Genomic DNA, 25,455 nt, shown 5'->3' on the forward strand with positions numbered 1-25,455 from the left:
CAATTTAAAGGTTTTTCAATTCTTGAATGCACCCTTGCAGACTGTCGCGCCAATAAGGGATGTCGATACCAAAAATACGTTTAATTTTTGATTTGTTCAGGACCGTGTATGCCGGCCGTTTGGCCGGAGTTGGGTACTCGTCGGTACCAATCGGGTGAACGTTGCAACTGATGCCATACATTTCGTGGATGGCTTTGGCAAAATCGTACCAACTGCAAACACCCTCGTTGGAATAGTGATAAATACCTGCTTTCCAACAATGCTCATCGGCTGCCGTTTTCGAAATGATGGTCAATATAGCGCTGGCCAGGTCACCGGCATAAGTTGGCGTGCCCACCTGATCGTAAACCACTTTCAGCTCGTCGCGCTCCAGTCCGAGCCGGATCATGGTTTTTACAAAGTTGTTTCCATAAGCCGAATACAACCAGGAAGTGCGGATAATAATCGCAGAGGCATCTTCTTTCAGCAAAGCGATTTCGCCATTCAGCTTGGTTTTTCCGTACACCGAGTCGGGATCCACCAGGTCGGTTTCGACATAAGGCTGGCAATTGGCACCGTCAAATACATAATCGGTCGAAATATGGATGACTTTGCAATTATGTTGTTTACCAATTCTCCCTAAATAAGCAGGCACTTTGGTGTTCAGAAGCTCGGCCAACTCCTCATCCGTTTCGGCCACGTCAACGGCAGTATAAGCTGCGCAATTGACCAGAAAATCGGGCTTTTCCTGTTTACAAAACGTGTCGACTGCCTCAAAATTGGTTATATCGAGTTCGTTGATGTCGGTAAAAACAAATTCAAGGCCGGGAAACCGGGCAGACCGTTTACGTATCTCTGAGCCCAATTGTCCGTTTGCCCCTGTCACTAAAATTTTCATAAGCATTCTTAAAAGTTGATGTCAGCTTCACGAAATAAAGAATTTTTCTGGTCTTTTGCAGAAATGATGGCTTCCGGTTCCGGTATCTTCCAATCAATCTTCAAGTCAGGATCGTTATAGATAATCCCTCGTTCAGATTCCGGGTGGTAATAGTTATCGCATTTATAGCTAAAAACGGCCGTTTCGCTCAACACCGAAAAGCCATGGGCAAAACCACGCGGGATGAACAACTGCTTTTTGTTTTCACCCGTAAGCTCTACGCCAAACCATTGCCCAAAAGTAGGCGAACCTTTCCGTAAATCGACGGCCACATCAAACACGCTCCCCTCAATAACCCTTACCAGCTTAGCCTGTGCGTGCGGCGCCAGTTGATAGTGCAACCCGCGAATAACCCCGCGAACGGATTTCGACTCGTTATCCTGTATGAAACCAGCATCCATACCCAACTCTTTATATCGACCCGCATGAAAGCTTTCGAGAAAATAACCCCGGTCGTCCTGAAACACCTTTGGCTCCAACACAATCAATCCGTCAATGGGTGTTTTGTAAATTTCCATTCGTTTTGAAAAAATTTTAAAATGATGATATTTTCTTATTTGCGAGCTTGTGGAGGTATTCACCGTACTGATTTTTCAGCAAGGGCTTGGCAAGCTCCAAAAGTTGTTCCCGGTTAATGTAGCCTTTTTTAAAGGCAATTTCCTCAATGCAGGAAACCTTCAGCCCCTGACGTTGCTCGATGGTGGCAATAAAGTTTGATGCCTGCAACAGGCTGTCGTGTGTTCCGGTATCGAGCCAGGCAAAGCCACGCCCAAGCAGTTTCACATTCAGGCGTCCCTCTTCCAGATACAGGCGGTTCAGGTCGGTAATCTCAAGCTCTCCGCGCGCCGACGGTTTTAACGATTTGGCTTTCTGAACCACATCGTTCGAATAAAAATACAAACCGGTTACTGCATAATTCGATTTCGGCTCGGCGGGTTTTTCTTCCAGAGAAAGCACTTTGCCGGTTTCATCGAATTCGGCCACGCCATATCGCTCGGGGTCGTTCACATAATAGCCAAAAACCAAAGCGCCGTCTTCTAGCGAGGCTGCCTCTTCCAAAATAGCCCGGAAGTTGTATCCGTAGAAAATATTGTCGCCCAAAATCATACAAACCGAATCGTTTCCAATAAACTCTTCGCCAATAATAAATGCCTGCGCCAACCCGTCGGGCGAAGGCTGCACTGCGTACTGAATCTGAATCCCAAGTTGCGAACCGTCTTCCAGCAGATTTTTGTACAAGGGAATGTCGTGCGGAGTAGAAATGATCAGGATTTCACGAATACCGGCCAACATCAGCACCGAAAGCGGGTAATAGATCATGGGCTTATCGTAAACCGGAATAATCTGCTTCGATATGGATTTGGTTATCGGGTATAAACGCGTACCGGAGCCACCGGCCAAAATAATGCCTTTCATAATATGTGTATTTATGATTTCAATAAATTATCAAAATAAGCAATTGTTTTTTTGAGTCCTTCGTCCAATTGAACTTCCGGCTGCCAGCCAGCCAGTTTCTCCATGGCAAGGCTAATGTCGGGTTGCCGCTGAATAGGATCATCCACCGGAAGCGGCTCAAACACAATTTTTGATTTTGAACCGGTGAGGTCGATAATTTTTTGGGCCAATTCCATAATGGTAAATTCATTTGGATTGCCAATATTCACCGGCCCGGTAAACGAATCGTCGGTGTTCATCATGCGGATCATGCCTTCAACCACATCGTCAACATACTGAAAACTGCGTGTTTGTAGTCCGTTGCCAAACACAGTAATATCCTGTCCCCGCAACGCCTGCACAATAAAATTAGACACAACCCGACCATCGTCGGGCTCCATTCGAGGACCATAGGTATTAAAAATGCGCACAATTTTAATACGAACACCATTCTGGTTATGGTAGTTTACAAACAAGGATTCGGCGCAGCGTTTGCCCTCGTCGTAACACGAACGCACGCCAATCGGGTTTACGTTTCCCCAGTAACTTTCCGGCTGCGGGTGCAACTCGGGATCGCCATATACTTCGCTGGTAGAGGCCTGCAAAATCTTTGCCTTTACCCGTTTGGCCAAGCCAAGCATATTGATGGCCCCCATTACTGAAGTCTTTATCGTTTTTATCGCATTGTACTGGTAGTGGACCGGCGAGGCCGGACAAGCCAGGTTATAAACTTCGTCCACCTCAATATAATACGGCATAGTTACATCATGGCGCACCAACTCAAAATATGGTTGGCCCAACAGGTGAATGATTTTCGATTTTGACCCTGTAAAAAAATTATCCAGGCAAGTCACCTCGTTGCCCTCGGCCAGCAACCGTTCGCAAAGATGGGAACCAATAAAACCCGCACCACCTGTAACCAAAATTCGTTTCATTGCTCTTTGTTGAATGGAAGTTTATCCTCATACGGCCAATACAGGCACAAGTATGGTTGTTTTTGAAATGATATCATTTGCCCAACAAAACTACGGTGTTTTGCCACAAATCAAATGAAACATGCATGAAATTTACATCTACAAATCCAAATTCACTCATATCATATCTGTCAAAAGTTCGGAATTGAATAAAATTCACAATTGCCGCTTAACTGCCCGTTGTGATAAAAACGATAAAAACCACTGCTCAAAAAGCAAAAAAGGCACTGAAAATCTTTGTTTTAAGACGGATAAACACTAATTTTGCGGCGCATTAGTAAAATATAATGTCTAACTTATTAATTAATTGTATTTTAAATGGTAGAAAACAACACAGAGAACCTTGAGCCCAAGGAAGAACTCGAACAGCAAGCTGAAGTAGCTGCAAGCGCTCCTGCCCAGGAAGTGGCTGCAAGCTCAGAAGAATTTGACTGGGATGCACTCGAATCAGAAGATGAGGGATTTGCCGGTCAACGCAAAAATGACCTCGAAAAATTTTATGACAACACGCTGAACACCGTTCAGGAAAAAGAAGTGTTGGAAGGAACTGTAATCTCGATGAACAAACGCGAAGTAGTGGTTGACATCGGTTACAAATCTGACGGCATCGTCAGCTTGAATGAATTCCGCTACAACCCCGAATTAAAAGTGGGCGACCCGGTAGAAGTTTACATCGAAAGCCTGGAAGACAAAAAAGGACAAATGATCCTGTCGCACAAAAAAGCACGCGCGATGCGTTCATGGGACCGTGTAAATGCCGCTTTGGACAACGACGAAATCATCAAAGGTTACATCAAGTGCCGTACAAAAGGTGGTATGATCGTCGATGTATTCGGAATCGAAGCCTTCTTGCCAGGTTCACAAATTGATGTGAAACCGATCCGCGACTACGATATCTACGTAGGCAAAACCATGGAGTTCAAAGTGGTTAAAATCAACCAGGAATTCCGCAACGTGGTTGTTTCGCACAAAGCGCTTATCGAAGCTGAACTGGAACAGCAGAAAAAAGAGATTATCTCTAAACTCGAAAAAGGACAAGTACTGGAAGGTACTGTTAAAAACATTACTTCATACGGTGTATTCATCGACCTTGGCGGTGTTGACGGATTGATCCACATCACCGACCTGAGCTGGGGCCGTATTTCTCACCCGAACGAAATCGTTGAATTGGATCAGAAATTGAACGTGGTGATCCTCGACTTCGATGATGACAAAAAACGGATCGCTCTGGGTCTGAAACAACTGACTCCGCACCCATGGGACAACCTGGATGCCGAACTGAAAGTTGGCGACAGCGTGAAAGGTAAAGTAGTTGTGATGGCTGACTACGGTGCATTTGTAGAAATCGCTCCGGGCGTAGAGGGTTTGATCCACGTTTCAGAAATGAGCTGGTCACAACACCTGCGCAGCGCTCAGGACTTCCTGAAAGTTGGCGACGAAATCGAAGCTCAGATCCTGACGTTGGACCGCGAAGAACGCAAAATGTCTCTCGGTATCAAACAGCTGCGTCAAGATCCATGGCAAGATATCGAAAGCCGCTTTGGCGTTGGTTCAAAACACACAGCTACCGTTCGCAACTTCACTAACTTCGGTGTATTTGTTGAAATCGAAGAAGGCGTTGACGGTCTGATCCACATCTCCGACCTGAGCTGGACCAAGAAAATCAAACACCCATCCGAATTCACAGCCATCGGCGCCGAAATCGAAGTTGTGGTGTTGGACATCGACAAAGAAAACCGTCGTTTGAGCCTTGGCCACAAACAACTGGAAGAAAACCCGTGGGATGTTTTCGAAACCATCTTCTCGGTTGATTCAATCCATGAAGGAACAGTTGTTGAGTTGTTCGACAAAGGCGCAACAATCGCTCTTCCTTACGGTGTTGAAGGATTCGCAACTCCTCGCCACCTAGTAAAAGAAGACGGTTCACAAGCCAGTCTGGATGAAAAATTGGATTTCAAAGTAATTGAGTTCTCCAAGTCTGCAAAACGGATTATTCTTTCTCACTCACGCGTATTCGAAGATGAGAAAAAATCCGAAGAAACAGCAACTAAAAAGGCTCAGGCAAAGCAAACCAAGAAAGCTGTGAAAACTGTAAAAGAAAACCTGGAGAAAACAACTTTAGGTGACATCAGCGAATTGGCTGCCTTGAAATCTCAAATGGAAGCTGAAGAAAATAAAGAAAAATAAGCCTGGCTTATCGATTGTTTTATCAGAATTTCGTAATTTTCCATTCATGGATTTTGAAATTATCAGAAAAGAAGGTCACTCAGTTATTAAAGTACTGAGCAACAAGCTGGACACCAATAATGCCCCTGAACTGAAATCGGAACTGGTGGTATTGGGCAACGAAAGTGTACGGAACATCATTTTGGATATCAGCGAATGCAAATACGTTGACTCTTCCGGATTGAGCGCCATACTGGTTGCTAACCGTCTGTGCGAAGATGCTATCGGTACCTTTATCCTGTCCGGCCTTCAACCCGATGTTGAACATCTGATCCGCATTTCGATGCTCCACACGGTTTTGCTGATTACCAAAACCGTTGATGAAGCAGAACAATTGCTGGAGCAAAAAGGCAAATTATAGCCTGGCTGCATGCAGATGCCATTTCAATTAACAATTTTGGGAAGTAGTTCAGCAATGCCTACTTCTTCAAGATATCCAACCGCTCAAGTGCTCAATGTGCTTGGGCGGTTTTTTTTGATTGATTGCGGCGAAGGGACGCAGCATCAAATCCGCAAAAACAAAATTGGTTTTGGCAAGCTCAACCATATCCTGATTTCGCATTTGCACGGCGACCATTTCTTCGGATTGATCGGATTGATTTCAACCCAAATGCTTTTGGGGCGAAAAAACGATCTGCATATCTTTGCCCACTCCGAACTGCAACGGTACATCCAGTTTCAGCTCGACTTTTTAGGCATCACCGATCCCGGTTTCCGGTTGGTGTTTCACCCGTTGAACTTTAAGCGCCCGCAAGTCATTTCTGAAGATGACAAACTGACCATCACCTCCTTTCCGCTAAAACACCGGATTCCGTGCTGCGGGTTTCGGTTTGACGAAAAACCCAAAGCCCCCAATATCATCAAGGAGAAGATCAAACTATACAATATTCCGATCCGGGACATCAAACGGATAAAAGCCGGGGAGGATTTTGTGGCAGAAAGCGGTGCCGTTATTCCAAACAATCAGCTGGTGATTCCAGCCCCGCCACCACGTTCATTTGCGTATTGCTCGGACACCGCTTTTACCGAAACAATCATCGATACAATTAGCGGCGTTGACCTGCTTTACCACGAAGCCACCTTCGCGCACGACGACCTTAAAACAGCCAGCGAGACCTATCATTCAACCGGAGTGCAGGCCGCCCAAATTGCCCGGTTGGCCGGAGCTAAAAAACTGCTGATCGGCCATTTTTCGGCCCGTTACAAGCAACCGGAAATCATCTTGCAGGAAGCGCAGGCTATCTTTCCAAACACAGAGGCTGCCAACGAAAATGAGACTTTTCAGATAGGTTAATCCCGTCGGAGATTTCCTTTCCGGCACCGTAAACTTGTTACATTTTTGGATATTGAACTAAGCCCTGATCAGGAATAAGCATGCTATTTATCGGGCTTTTCCGGTTAGCATTGTTTAAGCGGTGAGCTTGTCATTCGCTGTGACGATAATACAAGCTCCCATCTTGATAAAAACAGGAACAAGAGGGAGTAAATTTTTAATACGTATTAAATATATTTTTAACAGGTATTAAAATATTTTTTCATACGTATTAAAAAATAAATTGACAAGTATTAAAAATTCAATTAATAATTATTAGATGACCTATTTTCCTGCGCAGAACACTCATTTCCTTCTTGCAACAGTAGCTGCTTTTGGCTGTCATTTCCCTTCATCCAACAAAAAAGGCTGCCCAACTAAAGTCAGACAGCCTTTTCTATGTTATCAGATTGTAGAATTACTTCGCGTAGTTCACAGCGCGTAATTCGCGGATCACCGTGATTTTAATTTGCCCCGGATAAGTCATTTCGTCTTGAATATGTTTGGCGATATCGTATGACAGCTGTTCGGTTTCTTTGTCCGAGATTTTATCGCTGCCAACAATCACGCGCAACTCGCGACCGGCCTGTATCGCATAGGTTTTCAAAACTCCCGGGTATGAAAGCGCCAGGTCTTCCAAGGCCTTCAACCGTTTGATGTACGACTCGACCACTTCGCGACGGGCTCCCGGACGGGCGCCGGATATAGCATCGCACACCTGCACGATGGGGGCTAGCAGGCTTTGCATTTCCACCTCGTCGTGGTGGGCACCGATAGCGTTGCAAATCTCAGGCTTTTCTTTGTATTTCTCGGCCAGTTTCATCCCAAGTACTGCGTGTGGCAATTCCGGCTCATCATCCGGAACTTTGCCAATATCGTGGAGCAATCCGGCACGTTTCGCCCATTTCGGGTTCAACCCAAGTTCGGTGGCCATTATAGCACACAGGTTGGCCACTTCGCGTGAGTGCTGCAACAGGTTTTGTCCGTATGACGAACGGTATTTCATTTTCCCGATCAGACGGATCAGCTCGGGGTGCAATCCGTGTACACCGAGGTCAATCGTGGTACGTTTTCCGGTTTCGATGATCTCTTCTTCCACTTGCTTTTTCACCTTGCCCACCACTTCTTCAATGCGGGCCGGGTGAATACGACCATCGGTTACCAACTGGTGCAAAGCCAGACGGGCCACTTCGCGGCGAACCGGGTCGAAGCCGGAAAGCACGATGGCTTCGGGCGTATCGTCAACAATGATCTCGACGCCGGTAGCGGCTTCGAGGGCGCGGATATTGCGACCTTCGCGACCAATGATGCGGCCTTTGATTTCGTCGCTTTCGATGTGGAAAATTGTGACAGCGTTTTCTATGGCTGTTTCGGTAGCTACCCGCTGGATGGTTTTCACCACTACTTTCTTGGCTTCTTTATTGGCCGTCAGCTTGGCTTCCTCCATGATTTCGTTGATGTACGACATGGCTTCGGTCTTGGCTTCGTTTTTCAGCGATTCTACCAGCTGGCTTTTGGCTTCCTCGGCCGACAATCCCGAAATGGCTTCGAGTTGTTCAACCTGCTGTTTGTGCATGCGCTCCAGCTCTTCTTCTTTTTGCTGAACCATGTTCAGTTGAACAGACAGGTTTTCGCGGATTACATCCACTTCTTTTTTATCCGTTTCAAACTCTTTTAACTTCCGTTGCAACTCGTCTTTACGTTGCAGAAAACCAGCTTCTTTTTGCTTCAGTTTATTATCGAGGGCAGTAATTTTATTGTTTTTCTCGTTGATGTACTTTTCATGTTCGGCCTTTAACTGAAGAAATTTCTCCTTGGCCTGCAACATTTTGTCCTTTTTTATGACTTCACCCTCAGCTTCAGCCTCGCTGATGATTTTTCTTTTCTTTCCCTGGATGGCTTTGTCCCACATAAAGTAGGAAAGTACCCCACCACCCAAAAAACCTGAAATTACGTATAGTATTATTTCCATGTTGGTTAATTGTTACTTTTAATTGTTAATAAAAAAAAGCCAGCAATTCAATTCAGTTCCTTTAAATGAAGGGACTGAATCAAATGCGGGCTTCCGATATATTGAATTTTTATTCGTTCAATGACAAGTAATCGTTCAGGTGTTCATCGAGCAGCTTGAGTTCCTCAATAATCGGTGACTCATCAGCCAGCTGCTCCATTTCCAGATTTTTCAATACAAACTGAAAAGCCGTCATTGCCAAAAAATCCTGTGCATCCTGGTTGGCGTACTTTTTTTTGTATTCAAGAACGATATCATTAATCATTTTCGCAGCTTTCCGACACTTCTCTTCCTGCTTCCGGTCAATTCTCAACGGATAAATCCGCCCGTTGATATTAATATTTATTGAAAGCTCGTCTGCCATTTTCAGATGTATTGACTATACATTCAACTGCGCAATACATTTATCAATTTCCCGCACTATCTTATTGATGCGCTGTTTTACCTGCAGCTTCTCAGGGTCGCTAACCGATAAAACTTTCGCAGCCTTTAAATCATCATACTTTTTAACCAAGCGCTCATTTTCACTTTTCAGGGCAGCAATTTCATTTTCCAACAGGGAAACTCGTTCCGACAATTGCTGTTTTTCTTGTTTTGAATGATCATGTCGTCGAATCAACAGCCGGAGTTTTGCCTTAAAATCGTCCAGTAAAATTTGATCCTGCTCAGTCATTTCGGTATGTTTCTTCGACAAAATTAATATTTTTGCCCAATTGATAACACGAAGATAGCTTTATTTGTTGAATAGCAGCATCGCCCCGTCAAATCTTATTTGTCACTGTTATCATCAGCGATCTGAATAACATTGCATTGCCATGAAACGATATACATTCCTACTGTTTACCTTGTTTTTTAAAACTGTATTTTCACAGGCGCCCGCCCTGGATTATTACAGCGCGCCGGTAAAGATTCCGATGTTGCTGTCGGGTAACTTTGGCGAATTACGATCTAACCATTTTCATTCCGGTATCGACATCAAAACCAACGGTCAAAACGGAGTTCCCGTTTATCCGGCTGCCGACGGCGAAGTTTCACGAATATATATTTCTCCCGGCGGTTTCGGACTGGCCCTGTATATCGATCATCCCAACGGTTCGACCTCTGTTTACGGACATTTACAAAAACTCAGGGACGACCTGGCAGCTTTCGCCAAGTCGGCACAATACGAAAAGGAATCTTTTGCGGTTGATCTCTTGGTTCCCAAAGGAAAGTTTAAAGTTCGCAGAAACGAAATAGTCGCCTACAGCGGAAACAGCGGTAGTTCCGGGGGCCCCCACCTGCATTTCGAAATACGGGAAACCAGCACGCAGCAGCCATTGAACCCCCTGCTATACCAATTCAATATTACCGACAAAATGCCGCCATCGATTTTATCGGTCATGCTGTATCCGTTGTCTGCAGACGCACATATAAACGGAAAATCCCACGCCCAACGCTTTGAAACCGTTTTTTACAATGGCGCCTTTCACCTGAAAAACAACCCCGTAATTACTGTTTTTGGGAAAGTGGGATTTGGGCTGCAGGCCCTTGATTATCTCGACGGAAGCTGGAGTAAATGCGGCGTTTATGAAATCGGGCTATCGGTTGATGGAAAGCAGATCTATACGTTCCGGATGGATAAACTAAGCTTTGACGAAACCCGGTACCTGAACAGTCACATCGATTACGGACATTTCCAGAAATACAACCGCCGTTTGCACAAAAACTGGATTGAGCCCGGCAACAAGCTGAATAACTACCCAGTTTTGGAAAACCAGGGAAAAGCAATGCTGGATGACGGGAAAATACACGAAGTGAGCTACCTGGTAAAAGACGTGAAAGGGAACAGCAGCAGGTTGACGTTCAAAGTTCAATCGAAACCCACAAAGATCTCGCAACCGGAAAAAGAAGGAATCCTCATCCCCTTCAACAAATCATACTCATTGGAAAAAGCAGGTCTGGAAGCATCCTTTAAGCCGGGTAGTTTTTATTCGGACCTTCGTTTGGATTACCAGGAAAAACCTTCAAACAATCTTTATTATTCATCCATTTTCAAACTGCACAACAACGAAGTGCCGGTGCATGATTATTTCCGACTAAAACTGAAGGCAGTAAAACTCCCCAACGAGCTGCAGGATAAAGCGCTGATAGCTGCTATTGATGAAAAGACCGGCAAAAAATGGGCACTTGGAGGTAACTACGAAAATGGCTGGGTGGCAGCAAACATCAGGCAACTCGGGAGCTTCGCCATTGCAGTTGATACAATAGCTCCTACCATTACGCCTGTCAACATTAAGAATAAAACGATCCTTACCGATAAGAACAAAATCAGCTTTAAAATTGGTGATGATTTCTCGGGGATCGAAAGTTACCGGGGCGAAATAAACGGAAATTGGGTACTGTTTGAGTACGACGCCAAAAACCGGTTGCTCGAATACTATTTCGACCCGCAGCGCATGGAGTTCAACAAAAAGCAACATTTCAAACTGGTGGTGAGCGACGCAAAAAATAACCGGGCCACATACGAGGCCAGCTTTTACAGATAATCCGACATTTTCAATTCATGCAATAAAAATTGAATAGCGAATAACGGGCACTGCGCATCTAAAAGCAAACGTTCTTATTGACCACCAAGACGATAACATCCAATCATACCAGAAACTCCAGTGATCAAACAAATCTGATTTCCAGAAGTCGCGTCACTTGAAAAAACATGTTATCTTTGTCGCCTGAAAAACTTAAACGTTTCATTATGAAAGCATATGTATTCCCCGGACAGGGCGCACAATTTCCCGGCATGGGAAAAGATCTTTACGAAAATTCGCCCCTGGCCAAAGAATTATTTGATAAAGCCAACGAAATTTTGGGCTTCAACATCACCGATATCATGTTCGAAGGTTCGGTTGACGACCTGAAACAAACCAAAGTGACCCAACCGGCCATTTTCCTGCACTCGGTGATTTTAGCCAAAACGCTCGACAACTTTCAGCCGGAAATGGTGGCCGGACACTCGCTGGGTGAATTTTCAGCGTTGGTCGCCAATGGGGCGCTCACCTTCGAGGACGGATTAAAATTGGTATCGCAACGTGCCACAGCTATGCAAAAGGCCTGCGAAAAAGAACCTTCAACTATGGCAGCTATTGTAGGGCTCGAAGATGCTGTGGTGGAAGAAGTTTGTGCTTCAATCGAAGAAGTAGTTGTTCCGGCGAATTACAACTGCCCCGGGCAATTGGTGATTTCCGGAAGCATGGAAGGCATTGACAAGGCCTGTGAACTGCTGACCGCCAAAGGCGCCAAACGTGCCCTGAAATTAGTTGTTGGCGGCGCTTTCCACTCGCCACTGATGGAACCAGCCCGCGAAGAACTGGCCGCCGCCATCGAAGCAACCACATTCAGCACGCCTGTTTGTCCGGTCTATCAGAACGTGAACGCCGCTCCGGTAAGCGACCCGGCAACCATCAAACAAAACCTGATCGCCCAGCTGACCGCACCCGTCAGATGGACCCAGACTGTTGAAAACATGCTAAAAGACGGAGCTACTGTATTCACCGAAATTGGCCCCGGAAAAGTATTGCAGGGGTTGATCAAAAAAGTGGACCGCACAGCCGAAACCGCCGGTATAGATAGTTATTCTGCTTAAAAAGAGTGCCACCATATTTATCCAGAAGAACTGCATTTCGACGAGAAGTGCAGTTTTTTCTTTTCAGGAAAACATCCAGGGATCCAATGCATTACCCAAAAGCGCAACCTGTCTGGCTATAATTATAAAATGGTTTATTTAAGCTGATAGCGAAGGCTAAATTCCACGCCCAGCGAAGGCTCTTCGTAATCTCCCAAATCAGCTGCCATTCTAACACTGTAACTGATGGGTTTTTGTTTGGGTTGATACTGACAGGAAACTGCCAGAGAAAAAAGCTTCTGAGACGGAGAAATCCGGGATCCGTAATTTCCGAAATAGCGTGACCAGGTCATCATCCCCGTCCACTGAACCTGTTCAGAAAAATAGCCGGAGAAACCGGAATGAATCCCCCACAACCTGGTACTTGCAAAACCAACAGAAACCCCATCCTCGTTTATCGTTGGAACAAACAGCGGCAGTCCCATCATTCGGTTGTATGCCACAAAACCCGAGCGATAAACGCTGTTATTGAAATAATTATCCCTTCCCCGTCCAGTGGGTCGAGCCGGATTTTCGGGATTGGGTTTGTCCAAGTGAAATGCGCCGCTTTGATCCATCGTATGGACATATTCCATCACAATTAATTTCAGCAGTGGCGTTTCTTTCAGCCAAGTCAGCGCCAATCCGCCGTAGCCATCTTCTGCATTGTCCCACTCCATCCCTGAACGGTCTTCAAAAAGATGATGCCAGTAAATATCAAGACAGTAACCATCCTGATGGTAATTCAATTGAAATACATATTGCCCAAGCTGATTTCCGGCTACATTATTCTGATCGGTTTCAGGCGACTCATCTCCCCCCTCTTTGCCGCGAACATACTTCCAGTAGTAATTGAAACCGGGCAAATCGCCGTATTCCGATGAATAGCCATCCCAAAAAACCCAATGGTCCAAGGCTGTACGAAACGTTAACTCAGGTGTAATCTTGAAATTAAACCGTATCCATTTGTGGTGTAAACCGGGATGCGAAACAATCCGGTCGTCTATCAGGAAATGCTCGGCATATTTAAAATCGAAAGAAAAAAAACTTGCCCCGCCGGATGGAAATGGCGTAACATCTGATGCCCCAAACTCAACACGCGGCAATGGGCGCGCATTTCGCGACTGAAACAGATCACCGTTCGAGAGCGAAAGCCCTTCTGCATAAACCGGATCGCTTTGTGCCCCGGCCAGCAGATAAGCCTTTCGGGCATAAAATTTCCCCCAGTATTCCGTCGCAAAAACCGATGGCTCATTTCCTGTCCGCCCGTTTAGTGAAGCTCCAAAATCGATCGAAAATCCACGCTTCCCAAATGGGTTTCCTCGGTGCTGCCAGTCAATCCCCCAAAGTTGCTGAGCGCCGTGTTTGTTGCTGACCGTTCCCAACCGGTTCACCTCCAACCAAAAAGGAAGCTGTTTGTCCGAGAACAAAAAATTGCTCTGCAACGAAACAGAAGATTGACCGGATAAGGGTTGTGCCGACAGGAGCCGGAACAACAACAGCAGGCAAAATGAAAGTATAATTGGCTTCATGGGTGTCAAAAAAAGCAGACCTGTAAGCCGGGTTCTGTATCTCCGGAAAACCGGAAACCTCTATCATTTATCTGGCCGCAACATTGCTGGTGCGATCTAGCAGCCTACCCCTCACGACTCCCGGACGAACCGGGACTGACCTGACGGTCAGAACAGGGCGGGCAACCCTGTCGGCAACATTTGCCGGCCGTGATATATTTGGCTTTGCAACCCATGACGCGTACGGCTTTCGGGATCACCCCCGAAACCGGTGAGCTCTTACCTCACCTTTTCACCCTTATCCGGCAGGGCCGGACGGTTATTTTCTGTTACGCGGCTAAAAGCTTTCGCCCTTCTTCCCGTTAGGAAGCATGGTGCCCTGCGTTGCCCGGACTTTCCTCTCTTCCAGTTTACCTGAAACAGCGATAGAGCGGTCTGCCCTGCAAAATAACAAAAAATTATGCTGGAAATGACCCCGGAACCACAAGTATTTCAAAAACTTCAGGCATCACAACAACAAAACGACCAAACGCTATTTATTCATCCCGGTATAAGCGCCCTTGCCAGGTTTCGCGTTCAGCCAGCCGCTTTTCCAGCTTGGCCACAAACTCGAAATTTTTCAACCCCCATTTGGGTGCAAGCAGCATACCCGCAGGTGCCTGGCTCACGAACCGCTCCACAATAATCCGGGGATTCAGCAGTTCCAGATAATCCACAATCAAATCGATATATTCCTCTGCCGAGAATAAGTTGAAATCATCCGGATTCCGTTGATATTCCACAGCCATTCGGGTTCCCCGGTGAATTTGCAGTTGATGAAGCTTCAGGTTCTCAACAGGAAGTTGCGAAACCACGCGAGCCTGTTCCAAAAAATCGGATCGGGTTTCGCCGGGCAGTCCTAAAATCAGATGAGCACAATTATGGATTCCCCGGCGGGCTGTTTCTTCCAATGCCTGCCTGGCAACAGCAAATGAATGCCCCCTATTTATCCGGATCAGCGTTTCATCTTTAACCGACTCTACCCCAAACTCCACCATCACATAAACTGATTTTGACAAGTCGGCCAGATACTCCAAAATTTCTTCATTGACGCAATCCGGTCGGGTACCGATAACCAAGCCAATCACTCCGGGATGGGACATCGCCTCCTCGTAACGCGCCTTCAAAACCTGCATATCTGCATACGTATTTGAATAGGCCTGAAAATAGGCCAGAAACCGCATCGTCTTGTGCTTTCTCGCAAAAAAATCAATTCCCTGTTGCAACTGCTCGGTAATGCTCTTATCCAACCGGCAATAATCGGGCTTAAAGGAATCGTTGTTACAATACGAACAACCGTTAAATGCTTTGGTGCCGTCGCGGTTCGGACAGGTAAAACCAGCATCGACCGATACCTTTTGTACCCGCCCGTCAAACAGTTGCCTGAAATGGGTTGGAAAATCATGATACCGTTTTTGATGGCCCCAGGGAAATTGTTCTGTTGTCATTACTCTTGATTGAGCCACGAAATTAATGATAAAGTTGTTGGAATTAAAATTGACGGAATCAGCTACTTCGATCTTTTTCCTTCCGGATGACCAAAAGCCAGCAGCCCACGTTATCAACAAATGTTGAAAACTTTAAAACCCCTCACGGAGTTAGCCGTTCTTTATGTACGGCTGATTTCCTAATTTTATAAAAACTCTAAAATAACAGGCTATGTTTAGTGCAAAAGACGTTTCAGACATGGAGGCAAGAGGGAGCAATGTACAAACCGTTTCCACACAGATTGAGAATTTCAAGAAAGGCTTTCCGTTTCTATCCATCATACATGCAGCCACAATCGGGCAAGGAATTATCAAACTAAACGGCGCTGAAATTGAAGAAAGCGTCGCTTTTTTTGATGCCTGCGCGAAAGAAGGCGTCAGCTTGCTGAAATTTGTCCCGGCATCGGGAGCTGCCAGCCGCATGTTCAAGGCGCTTTTCGAAGCAAAAGAGCAATTGGAGAAAGGGGTTCCGGAACAGGAAGTCCTTTCAAAATCAGAGATGCAATACTTCTTTTCAAACCTGAGAAAATTTGCTTTCTACAACGATTTGAAACAATTGGCCGGGAAAGATCCGGAACAGTTATCATTACTGGAAATTTTGAACCTGGTGTTGACTGAGGAAGGACTGAATTACGGCAACCTGCCCAAGGGATTGCTCAAATTTCATCAATACGGAACGGAGAACCGGACTTCGTTTGAAGAGCATTGCGTGGAAGGTGCGCTTTATGCCAAAAACAAGAACGGCAGCGTAAAAATACATTTTACCGTTTCGCCCGAACATCAGACAGGATTTGAAGCGCATTTATCGGCAATCAAAGAAAAATACGAAGCGGCATTCGTGGTGACCTACGACATTTCATTTAGTCAGCAAAAACCCTCCACCGACACGATTGCCGTGACACCGGACAATGAGCCTTTCCGGAACGATGACGGCAGCCTGTTGTTCCGTCCGGGCGGGCACGGGGCACTGCTGGCCAATCTGAACGACCTGGATGCCGATGTGGTTTTCATAAAAAATATCGACAATGTGGTGCCCGATTATTTGAAGCCCGAAACCGTTACATACAAAAAAGCGCTGGCGGGTTTGCTGCTCGATCTGCAACAAAAAATATTCAATTACCAACGCATTCTCAACACACACCATTACTACAGCCTGGACAGTGCATTTTTTGCCGAAGCGGCCAATTTCCTCGAAAATATATTGAACGTAAAACCGCCAAGCAACCAATATTATTCCGAAAAAGAAGAATTGTACCATTACCTGAAATCGAAATTTAACCGTCCTATTCGCGTTTGCGGTATGGTGAAGAACCAAGGCGAACCGGGCGGAGGCCCTTTCTGGGCAAAGAACAGCGATGGTTCAACCTCGTTGCAAGTGGTTGAAAGCTCGCAAATCGACCTGAAAGACCCTGATCAAAAAGCCCTTATAGATGAAGCGACCCATTTCAACCCGGTTGATTTGGTTTGTGCCTTTAAAAACTACAAAGGTGAAAAATACGACCTTTCCAACTACAGCGACCCGGAAACCGGATTCATTTCCAGCAAATCGAAAGATGGCAAGGAACTGAAAGCCCAGGAACTGCCCGGCTTGTGGAACGGAGCCATGTCTGATTGGAACACGCTGTTCGTGGAAGTTCCCATCATCACTTTCAACCCGGTAAAAACGGTGAACGACCTTTTAAGAAAAGAGCACCAACCGGAGTAAGTTGAATTTGAAAACTATTATTAAATTTGCACCTGCAATTATCTGTTTATGGACGAGGACGCAAGGGACTATTTTGAAAACGAAGAAATCATTGAAGCTGTCGACCGTTTCAAGAAAATGATCAAAGACAACCGCTTTGAATATTTTGATGTATTTGAAATAGAAGGAATTGTTGAATACTTTTTGGATGAAGGAAAAATAAAACTTGCCCAGCAAGCTGTCGAAAACGGACTCGAAATTCACCCCAACTCCATTGCCCTTCAAATAAAAAAAGCCCAAATCCTCTTAATTGACGGGCGGGCCGAAGAATCATTGGAACTGATTACTATCGCTGAAAAAATTGAGGACAGCAATTCGGATGTCTTCCTCATTAAAGGTTCCTCGCTGATTATGGTTGGCATGATTGAAGAGGCCATTGCTGCTTTTGAGCAGTCCATCCTTCATAACTACGAAGAAATGGACGATTTGCTTTACAATATTGCCGTAACACTTGGACAGGCCGGCGAAACCGAAAAGGCGATCAGTTTTCTGGAACGGGCCTATGATACCAACCCGCAAAATGAATTGGTATTGTATGAACTGGGATATTATTACGATAAAATTCAGGCATATGAAAAAAGCCTGCAATTCTACGACTACTATCTTGACATTGACCCGTTTAACGCTTCGGTGTGGTACAACATGGGGATTACCTACAATCGCATGGGCAAACACGAAGAAGCCATCGATGCATATGATTTTTCGATCGCACTTCAGGATGATTTTGAGCAGGCTTATTTCAATAAAGCAAATGCGCTTTCGAACAGCAACCGCTACGAGGAAGCGGTTGTTTGCTACGAAGAATACCTGGAACGTGACAAAGAAAATGACGATGCGTATTGCTACCTGGGCGAATGTTTCCTAAACCTGGAACGTTACAACGAAGCGCTGGTGAACTACCGGAAAGCTATTCGCATCAATAAAAACAATTCGAATGCCTGGTACGGGTCGGGACTGATCATGTGGATGGAAGGCCAACTGACCGAAGCTTTGTCGGTGATGAAAAAAGCCTTGAAACTGGATGATGAAAACCCTGATTTCTGGCTGATTTACGGCAAAATAAACCACGAATTGGATGCCTTTGACCTGGCAGAAACAGCATATATAAAAGCGACATCGCTGGATCCGGACAACCCGGACGGTTGGGTTTCGTATGCTGAAATGGAATACGACCGCGGAAGCCTTAACAAAGCCATCGATATTTTAAAAAGTGCCAGCAAAGCAATCTCGGAAGATTCAGGCATCAACTACCGGCTGACAGCATACCTGCTTGAAAATAAAGATGAAACTTCAGCCACCGGATACTTTGAAAAAGCATTGGAAATTGACTTCAACGGCTATCGCGACCTGTTCGATTACTATCCGGAAGCGGTCCAAAATGAATCCATCCGTAAATTGATTAAGAAACATCAATCAACCAAACTATAAAAAATGAATTTCAATTTGCCATTCATCCCTGAAAGGCCCGAAAAACCAAGACAGTCAGGTCTTACCATGGTTATGGACAAAGGATTAAGCCTGCGTGAGGCGGAAGATTTTTGTGAAGTTTGCACCGAATATACCGATTTGGTAAAACTTGGTTTCGGAACCGGTTTATTGACCCCGAAGCTGAAAGAAAAAATCAAACTTTACCAGCAGGCCGGATTAAAGCCCTATTTCGGGGGGACCCTTTTTGAAGCATTTGTTGCCCGGAACATGTTTGACGATTACCGGAGATTTATTGCCGACAGTGGTGTGGAAACCGTGGAAGTATCTGACGGTGTTTTACCGATTGAGCATGGAAAAAAATGCGGTTATATCGAATCCCTAGCCAAAGATTATGTGGTCTTATCAGAAGTTGGCACCAAACTGAAAGGTAAGGAAATTACACACGAGCAATGGATCTCGTGGATGCAATCTGAATTACAGGCCGGCGCTTGGAAGGTGATTGCCGAAGCACGGGAAAGCGGCAATATTGGTATTTACAAAGAAGACGGTTCGGCTGATTGTGATTTGGTACTCGACATCCGCAAACATGTGAATGCCGACGACATCCTGTGGGAGGCCCCGCTGAAAAGCCAACAGGTTTGGTTCATCAAATTATTGGGAGCCAATGTAAATTTGGGCAATATTGCCAACAATGAGGTAATCCCGCTGGAAACACTGCGCCGCGGACTGAGGGGCGATACGCTGCTGAATTTTCTTCCGTAAATATTAAAAAACTTACATTATACAAAAAAGACTGTCTCCCAAAAGGCAGTCTTTTTTGTGGGCAAAAACAAGAGGGGGAGTAAACTCTGGAAAAGCGCTTCATTCTGAAATGATTTCAGTATCCCAACGCTTTTTCAACGTAGAAACAGATCCTGAAACAAGTTCAGAATGAATGACCAATGAGTTACCCCCCTCTGATATCATTTTTTAAAATTGATTCGATATTTAATTCCGCAACTAAGCCAACGGCCCGGCTGGACCACATTCCCCAAATCGACATAACGTTGATCAAACAAATTTGATGCAGTTACATAAACTTGAGCTGCCTCCGACCGATAATATACCTTCAGGTCGGTCAGCCAAAACGGATCGTAGCTGGCTTCGCCAACATACTGGGCATTCTCGAAACGTTCGTAACTCCCGTTACGATCCTGAAAACGGAACTTCCAAGAGGCAAATACATTCTTCCAAATCGCATGGTCCAGATGGATCACCAATTTGTGCTTCAGGTTATCCAACGCATAGTTGGACAGGTAATTACTACTGCCCTTATCTTGAGTATTGAAAGAATAATTGGCCCCCAGATGGCGCAAAAACACCTTCTTCCCAATGGCTTTAGTGACATCCAGATCAACCGACAGCTCTGCCCCGTCCGAAACAATCTTGGTCAGGTTGCGGGTTTCCCACAAATATTCCTCGCTTTCGCGCACCCAGTCAATCAGGCCCTTCCCTACCCGGTGATAATACAAGGCATGAGCGTTTAGCCAAGGATTCTTGAAGCGGGCTCCTCCTTCCAACGTGGTTGAATGTTCCGGCTTCAGATCCGGGTTCCCCTGGTTGGTTGGCGCCGAATAATATAAATCGGTATAAGTGGGCATCCTCATCGATTTATTGATAGAAGCATAAGCCTTAAACTGATCATTCAACTGATAGCTCAGGTCGATTCCCGGATACACATTCCATTCAAAGTTCCGGTCCGAAATCCAGTTGGCCATTGCCCCTGCGGACGCGGTAAACCGGTTGATGTAAAACGTGTGTTCCGCAAAATAGGACACGGTGGTGCGCGAATGTGAGCGGGTAAACTCTTGTCCGTCCTCGCCCGGAACAGCAATAGGTTCGGTCATCAGCTCACCTAACTTGTTGCTCCAGATATTTTCCGAACGGATTTCAGCTCCAAATGCTGTTTTCCCCAAAGCACTGTTAAACCAGCTGTTCAAGTTCATCCCCAGCACATCAGTGAGGTGATAGTTGTGCCCGGCGTACCACGAAGCCGGTTCATCGCGGAAAAGCTCAAACCTGTCCTGATGGCGTCGCCAGTAAAGGGCTGGCGTAAAATGAAGCGCCTTCCCTGTTCCCATTTTCACGGAGGCGAAGGTAGTTTTGGTTTCCTCAAACTGATTGGGATAGGCTGGCGTGTAAAAACTGTTTGCCCCAAATGCCTTGTTGGAATGCCCAATTTGAAAGTCGAGATCCCCTGCACCGGTTTTTAGGTTGCCCTGATAAAACAAATTGTAGGTTTCAAAATCGGTGTTAGCGGAGTAACCATCGGAGGACGTGTTGCTAAAGGCAACAAAACTGTTCAGCTTGCCGTGCTGCACGTTGGCAGCCACATTCACATCACGCAACTGATGTTCTCCAAAAGCGACATCCAGATCAAACAAGTTGGCATCGGCTGCTTCGGTAACAATGTTGATAGCGCCGGAAAAAGCGTTGGGGCCATAAACACGGGCCGACGGACCATTCAGGATTTCGATACGCTTGATGTTTTTGAGATTCACCGGCAAATTGAGATTGTGATGGCCGGTTTGCGGATCGGAAAGATTAATTCCGTTGAGAAGAATGAGGGTTTGGTCGAACGAACCTCCCCTGACAGAAACGTCAGCCTGAATACCGTAGGTACCTCGTTGCCTGATGTCAACACCTAAAGCATACTCCAGGAGGTCTTGGATACTACCGGCCGGGGCCGACTCAATTTGTTCACGCTCAATCACGGATACAATCCGTGCCACCTGCGAATAGGTTGCAGGCGCTCGCTGGGCACTGACCTCGATCTCATCCAGGTCATACTCCATGTTCACTTCAACACGTTCGGTTTGGGCAAAGCTTTCATTGGGCAGGGCCACGTACAGATAGGCAATTGCCAGCGTAGCAATGTGTACCTGTTTTCGGATGGCCTGAAACAATGAATAACTGCGACCGCCCCAACGTCTGAAAGTGAGCACTTCAGCCCGCTTTGGGTTTTCATTAAACATTTTCATTGATTTAAAATTTCTAAAAAGAAAGCTGCAAATGTAAAGAAATATCTGCAGCGAAAAAGACCTGATTTAGTCACGCTACCACTTTAAATACCACATTAAGCACTCATCAGTAGTCAAAACTGACACGAAATATTCTTGTTTGACAACATGCCGCAATTGGTAAACAAATTCGCGTAAATCCGTAATTCATACTTACATCTTAGAAATCAAGGACTATCAATTTTCTTTATCTCAAATAAATAAAATCGAACAATAAAAGACCTTGAATTCTTTTTTTATCCTTACTCGTTATTTATATTTGTTCTAAACAATAACGATAAAACTCGCTGCCATGACACAACTTCAATTCAACAACGCACTTTTAGGGTTACAGGACAAACTACTGTACTATGCATTAAGTTTGACTTCGGACCAGGAAAAAGCACAGGACCTCCTTCAGGAAACGTTCCTGAAAGCGCTGACCTATCGTGATAAGTTTACGCAGAACACGAACTTCAAGGCGTGGATTTACACGATCATGAAGAATACGTTCATCAATAACTACCGCCGGAATGTGAAGGCAAAAAATACCTTCGACGGCTCGAACAACGATTTCCACCTCAAATTTTCGAAGGACAAAATCTATCCATCACCGGATTCATTTTTCAGCTCAAAAGAAATCCTGAAAAATATTCATGCCTTGGAAGATGAATACAAAGTTCCGTTCACTATGTTTCTGGACGGGTATAAGTACAAAGAAATTGCCGAACACCTGAACTTGCCTTTGGGGACGGTAAAAAGCCGGATTTTCTTCACACGCAAAAAATTGGAAAAAGCTTTAAAAGATTACGCGAACTAAGCGTAATTGTTGATTGATTGATCATATCGGGTACAAAAATGGTTCGCTCTTCGCGAATCATTTTTTTTGTTTTTAACTTCACGGTTCAAAAAAACAGGAGATCCCAGTTATGAAAAAGATTGCCGTTCACCTCGCCACAGGGTTCGAAGAAATTGAAGCTATCACCATCATCGATGTTTTACGCCGTGCGGATTTTGAAGTAACTATGGTATCGGTAACCGGTGATAAGGTGGTTACCGGTTCGCACCAAATTCCGGTACTGGCCGACAAGCTGTTCGATGAAGTTAATTATGACGAAACGGACATGATCCTGCTGCCTGGCGGCATGCCCGGAGCCAAAAACCTGGATCAGCATGAAGGGTTGAAATCACGAATCATTCAATTTAACCAACAGCAAAAGCCCTTGGGGGCAATTTGCGCAGCCCCGTTAGTCCTTGGGCACCTGCAACTTTTGAATGGTAAAAAGGCAGTCTGCTACCCCGGCTTCGAAAAAGATCTTACGGGAGCCTTGGTTAACGAAGAACCGGCCGTAGTCGATAAAAACATTATCACCGGCAGAGGAGTTGGTGCAGCCTTGACTTTTGCTCTTAAAATTGTAGAAATGCTCGACAGCAAACAAAAAGCGGATCAATTAGCCAAAGCCATGCTGGTAGAAAATTGGGGATAATCTCAGCCCCTCTCCCGCCCATTGCCCGCGGGGATCGTGAAAGAAAAGGTACTTCCCTGCCTTGGTGAACTTTTCGCCCAAATGGAGCCTTTATTTATCTGCACAAATTCTTTACAGAGAATCAGTCCGAGTCCCGAGCCATCCTCTTCGTTTGTTCCCCGGCGTTTCACTTTCGAATCGATACGGAACAAATTCTCCAGTTCGGATGAAGACATTCCCACTCCGCGATCCCTAACATGAACTTGAACTTCGGTATGATTGCATGTTACTTCTATCATCACCTCAGAGCCGGAATTTGAAAACTTGATAGCATTATTAATCAGGTTACGCAGGATGGTATCCACCATCATCGGATCGGCGTACACCTGCAAATCAGTTGGAATTTCGTCACGAAGCGTAATATTTTTCTGCTCGGCAAGCGGTTTCATGAGGTGATAAATCCGCTCGTACAATTGGGCAAACCCAAAGGTAACCGGATCGTACTTCAGGCGTCCGGTTTGCGAACGGCTCCAATCCAGAAGGTTTTGTAGCAAGCGGAAAATATTGTTTGTTGAGTTGTATATATCACCGGCATACTTGCGTCTTTCGGTATCGGTAAACCGGTCGTATTCCCTGTTCAACAAAAATGAATATCCCATGATGGTGTGCAACGGATTCTTCAGATCATGTGCTATGATGGAGAAAAATTTGTTCTTCGAAGAATTCATCAGCTCCAACTCCTCCTTCTGCGCCTCAATCTGGGTATTCTTCTGCGCCAGCAACTGATTGGCCCGCTGCTTGTTGAAATTGGCAATCGATGTATATACAATGGTAACCAACAGCACCAAGATAGCGATAACGCCAAAAGTACGGATCGCCTTGTCCTTCTGCATTTGTAAGCGTGTAACTTCACGTTCGGCACTCAACCGGGCAATTTCGTTTTCCTTTTTTTCACTTTCATATTTTTTTTCCAGGGCAGCCGCTTGCCTCATACGCTCCTCCTGATGCAGACTGTCCAGATAAATTTTGTGCAGTTTGAAGGCGGAATAGGCCTCATCAATTCGCCCGAGCGATTCGTTTGTGGCGGCAATATCCTTGTAGTATAATTGTTGGATGTAATACCCGAAGCGATTGGATTGAGCAACTTCCAAGCCATCCTGAAATAACTCCAGAGCTTTTGTGTTATTCCCCATGGCCCGGTAAACGCAGCCCAAACCCTCCATCACAAAAGTTTTGTTACGAACATCTTTCAACTCATCAAAAACATGAAATGCTTGCTCATAATAATCAAGTGCTTTTTGCAAGCTATCTCCTTCATCCACATAAATATTGGCAATATTATTCAGCCCAATGGCCACTCTTCTTCGGTCGTTAATTTGTTTGAAATAGTCGAGCGCAATCCCGTAATTTACCTTGGCCGAATCCAATAGCCCCAAGTTGTAATACCCCACACCGATTCCATTGTAATTTACAGCAACACTATATAAATCATTGATTTGGTTGTTTATGACGGTAGCCTTCCGGTAATTGGCAATGGCCATCCGATAATCGCTTAAGCGCGAATACACCATCCCAATATTGGAATAAACATGCGCCAACTCCTGAAGTTCGTCTGTCTTCTCCAGATTTTTCAGGGCTTCAATTTGTTTTTCAAGAGCCAGATCATATTCTCCCCTAAAATAGTGAACCAAGCCAATTGCATTGCAGGTTTCACCTATTCGGATAGCGTTGTTAAGTTCTCGGTATATATTCAGAGCTGATTGATAAAACTTCAGAGCCTGAGTAAATTCGTCAAACTCATAATAACTTTCGCCCAAGTTATAATACGAAGCAGCAATAATTTCCGGATCGCTGAACGATTGCCCCAGTGACAGAGCTTCTCTCGCGTAATTAAGTGACCGGGAACTATCTTCACTACGGAAGGTTTCAGAAAGTTGATTTAATACTGCAGCCTTTGCCTTACCCTGAAGTTTGGGCAACGAATTTTCGAGGCTGTCAGACGGAGGTTGAGCCCACAAACTGAGTTGAGCGAAAAGCAAGACAAATAGTAGCAGTTTGTCCATAATTAAATTGAGGTCCTGTTATCACAAAGATGTTCATTTTCTCCGAAAACACATTACGTGAAGTTGTAAAACACAAGCATAAACAAATCCGCAACAACAAAAACCGACTTTCCCCTACGCACGGATCCGCTTTTCAGAAAAAAATAACGGACAAAACAAGCGTACTACT

General features: G+C 45.3%; 21 protein-coding genes and 1 other RNA gene. 10 read left to right on the plus strand and 12 right to left on the minus strand.

Annotated features, from left to right (window positions below; translation table 11 throughout):
- Positions 1-4: 4 nt before the first annotated feature.
- Genes rfbD through N2K84_RS03350 form a run of 4 tightly spaced genes read right to left on the minus strand, consistent with a single transcriptional unit; the run spans position 5 to position 3,285 of the window.
- On the minus strand, positions 5-877 hold the full coding sequence (gene rfbD, locus N2K84_RS03335; protein ID WP_282590357.1) for a dTDP-4-dehydrorhamnose reductase: 873 nt from the start codon (positions 875-877) through the stop codon (positions 5-7).
- 8 nt (positions 878-885) lie between these two features.
- The gene (rfbC, locus tag N2K84_RS03340) at positions 886-1,434 is read right to left on the minus strand and encodes a dTDP-4-dehydrorhamnose 3,5-epimerase (protein ID WP_282590358.1); all 549 of its coding nucleotides are present in this window, start codon (positions 1,432-1,434) and stop codon (positions 886-888) included.
- Between the two features lie 16 nt (positions 1,435-1,450).
- Positions 1,451-2,332, minus strand: a complete 882-nt coding sequence (gene rfbA / locus N2K84_RS03345; RefSeq protein WP_282590359.1) for a glucose-1-phosphate thymidylyltransferase RfbA — start codon at positions 2,330-2,332, stop codon at positions 1,451-1,453.
- Between the two features lie 11 nt (positions 2,333-2,343).
- Positions 2,344-3,285, minus strand: coding sequence for a UDP-glucuronic acid decarboxylase family protein (locus N2K84_RS03350; RefSeq protein WP_282590360.1), 942 nt, complete (start codon positions 3,283-3,285; stop codon positions 2,344-2,346).
- A 357-nt stretch (positions 3,286-3,642) separates the two neighbouring features.
- Between N2K84_RS03350 and rpsA the strand changes: the two genes are divergently transcribed.
- The 3 genes from rpsA to N2K84_RS03365 are packed head-to-tail and all read left to right on the plus strand — an operon-like array spanning position 3,643 to position 6,844.
- Positions 3,643-5,511: a 30S ribosomal protein S1 gene (gene rpsA / locus N2K84_RS03355; RefSeq protein ID WP_282590361.1), complete on the plus strand. Its 1,869-nt coding sequence runs from the start codon at positions 3,643-3,645 to the stop codon at positions 5,509-5,511.
- Positions 5,512-5,557: 46 nt separating this feature from the next.
- Positions 5,558-5,911, plus strand: coding sequence for an STAS domain-containing protein (locus tag N2K84_RS03360; protein ID WP_282590362.1), 354 nt, complete (start codon positions 5,558-5,560; stop codon positions 5,909-5,911).
- Between the two features lie 9 nt (positions 5,912-5,920).
- Complete coding sequence (locus tag N2K84_RS03365; RefSeq protein ID WP_282590363.1) at positions 5,921-6,844, plus strand: ribonuclease Z; 924 nt, start codon at positions 5,921-5,923, stop codon at positions 6,842-6,844.
- 436 nt (positions 6,845-7,280) lie between these two features.
- On the opposite strand, the gene rny is transcribed toward N2K84_RS03365, so the two are convergent.
- From rny to N2K84_RS03380, 3 genes are all read right to left on the minus strand, one after another.
- Positions 7,281-8,834, minus strand: coding sequence for a ribonuclease Y (gene rny, locus N2K84_RS03370; RefSeq protein WP_282590364.1), 1,554 nt, complete (start codon positions 8,832-8,834; stop codon positions 7,281-7,283).
- A 109-nt stretch (positions 8,835-8,943) separates the two neighbouring features.
- Complete coding sequence (locus tag N2K84_RS03375) at positions 8,944-9,237, minus strand: cell division protein ZapA (RefSeq protein ID WP_282590365.1); 294 nt, start codon at positions 9,235-9,237, stop codon at positions 8,944-8,946.
- Positions 9,238-9,252: 15 nt separating this feature from the next.
- Positions 9,253-9,546: a hypothetical protein gene (locus tag N2K84_RS03380; RefSeq protein WP_282590366.1), complete on the minus strand. Its 294-nt coding sequence runs from the start codon at positions 9,544-9,546 to the stop codon at positions 9,253-9,255.
- A 142-nt stretch (positions 9,547-9,688) separates the two neighbouring features.
- Between N2K84_RS03380 and N2K84_RS03385 the strand changes: the two genes are divergently transcribed.
- On the plus strand, positions 9,689-11,398 hold the full coding sequence (locus N2K84_RS03385; RefSeq protein WP_282590367.1) for a M23 family metallopeptidase: 1,710 nt from the start codon (positions 9,689-9,691) through the stop codon (positions 11,396-11,398).
- Between the two features lie 206 nt (positions 11,399-11,604).
- Positions 11,605-12,492, plus strand: coding sequence for an ACP S-malonyltransferase (gene fabD, locus N2K84_RS03390; RefSeq protein WP_282590368.1), 888 nt, complete (start codon positions 11,605-11,607; stop codon positions 12,490-12,492).
- 134 nt (positions 12,493-12,626) lie between these two features.
- Here the strand turns inward: fabD and N2K84_RS03395 are convergent, their stop codons facing one another.
- The 3 genes from N2K84_RS03395 to mnmL all read right to left on the minus strand — a co-directional run bounded on the left by N2K84_RS03395 (position 12,627) and on the right by mnmL (position 15,508).
- Entirely contained in the window at positions 12,627-14,042 is a 1,416-nt protein-coding gene (locus N2K84_RS03395; protein ID WP_282590369.1) for a capsule assembly Wzi family protein, read from the minus strand.
- Positions 14,043-14,049: 7 nt separating this feature from the next.
- Positions 14,050-14,463: RNase P RNA component class A (rnpB, locus tag N2K84_RS03400), an RNA gene on the minus strand.
- A 94-nt stretch (positions 14,464-14,557) separates the two neighbouring features.
- Positions 14,558-15,508: a tRNA modification radical SAM protein MnmL/YtqA gene (gene mnmL, locus N2K84_RS03405; protein WP_282590370.1), complete on the minus strand. Its 951-nt coding sequence runs from the start codon at positions 15,506-15,508 to the stop codon at positions 14,558-14,560.
- A gap of 211 nt (positions 15,509-15,719) precedes the next feature.
- Here mnmL and N2K84_RS03410 point away from each other — a divergent pair, with 211 nt between their 5' ends.
- Genes N2K84_RS03410 through N2K84_RS03420 form a run of 3 tightly spaced genes read left to right on the plus strand, consistent with a single transcriptional unit; the run spans position 15,720 to position 19,481 of the window.
- Positions 15,720-17,252, plus strand: a complete 1,533-nt coding sequence (locus N2K84_RS03410) for a DUF4301 family protein (protein WP_282590371.1) — start codon at positions 15,720-15,722, stop codon at positions 17,250-17,252.
- A gap of 48 nt (positions 17,253-17,300) precedes the next feature.
- On the plus strand, positions 17,301-18,719 hold the full coding sequence (locus tag N2K84_RS03415; RefSeq protein ID WP_282590372.1) for a tetratricopeptide repeat protein: 1,419 nt from the start codon (positions 17,301-17,303) through the stop codon (positions 18,717-18,719).
- Between the two features lie 3 nt (positions 18,720-18,722).
- Positions 18,723-19,481 (plus strand): phosphosulfolactate synthase, encoded by a 759-nt coding sequence (locus tag N2K84_RS03420; protein WP_282590373.1) that lies wholly within the window; start codon positions 18,723-18,725, stop codon positions 19,479-19,481.
- A 200-nt stretch (positions 19,482-19,681) separates the two neighbouring features.
- On the opposite strand, the gene N2K84_RS03425 is transcribed toward N2K84_RS03420, so the two are convergent.
- Positions 19,682-21,739 (minus strand): TonB-dependent receptor plug domain-containing protein, encoded by a 2,058-nt coding sequence (locus tag N2K84_RS03425; protein ID WP_282590374.1) that lies wholly within the window; start codon positions 21,737-21,739, stop codon positions 19,682-19,684.
- Between the two features lie 331 nt (positions 21,740-22,070).
- Here N2K84_RS03425 and N2K84_RS03430 point away from each other — a divergent pair, with 331 nt between their 5' ends.
- Positions 22,071-22,577 (plus strand): RNA polymerase sigma factor, encoded by a 507-nt coding sequence (locus tag N2K84_RS03430; protein ID WP_282590375.1) that lies wholly within the window; start codon positions 22,071-22,073, stop codon positions 22,575-22,577.
- Positions 22,578-22,686: 109 nt separating this feature from the next.
- Positions 22,687-23,244, plus strand: coding sequence for a DJ-1 family glyoxalase III (locus N2K84_RS03435; protein WP_282590376.1), 558 nt, complete (start codon positions 22,687-22,689; stop codon positions 23,242-23,244).
- 2 nt (positions 23,245-23,246) lie between these two features.
- Here the strand turns inward: N2K84_RS03435 and N2K84_RS03440 are convergent, their stop codons facing one another.
- Positions 23,247-25,286 (minus strand): tetratricopeptide repeat-containing sensor histidine kinase, encoded by a 2,040-nt coding sequence (locus N2K84_RS03440; RefSeq protein WP_282590377.1) that lies wholly within the window; start codon positions 25,284-25,286, stop codon positions 23,247-23,249.
- Positions 25,287-25,455: the final 169 nt, after the last annotated feature.

The organism is Gaoshiqia sediminis (assembly GCF_025907915.1).
Taxonomy (GTDB): domain Bacteria; phylum Bacteroidota; class Bacteroidia; order Bacteroidales; family Prolixibacteraceae; genus Gaoshiqia; species Gaoshiqia sediminis.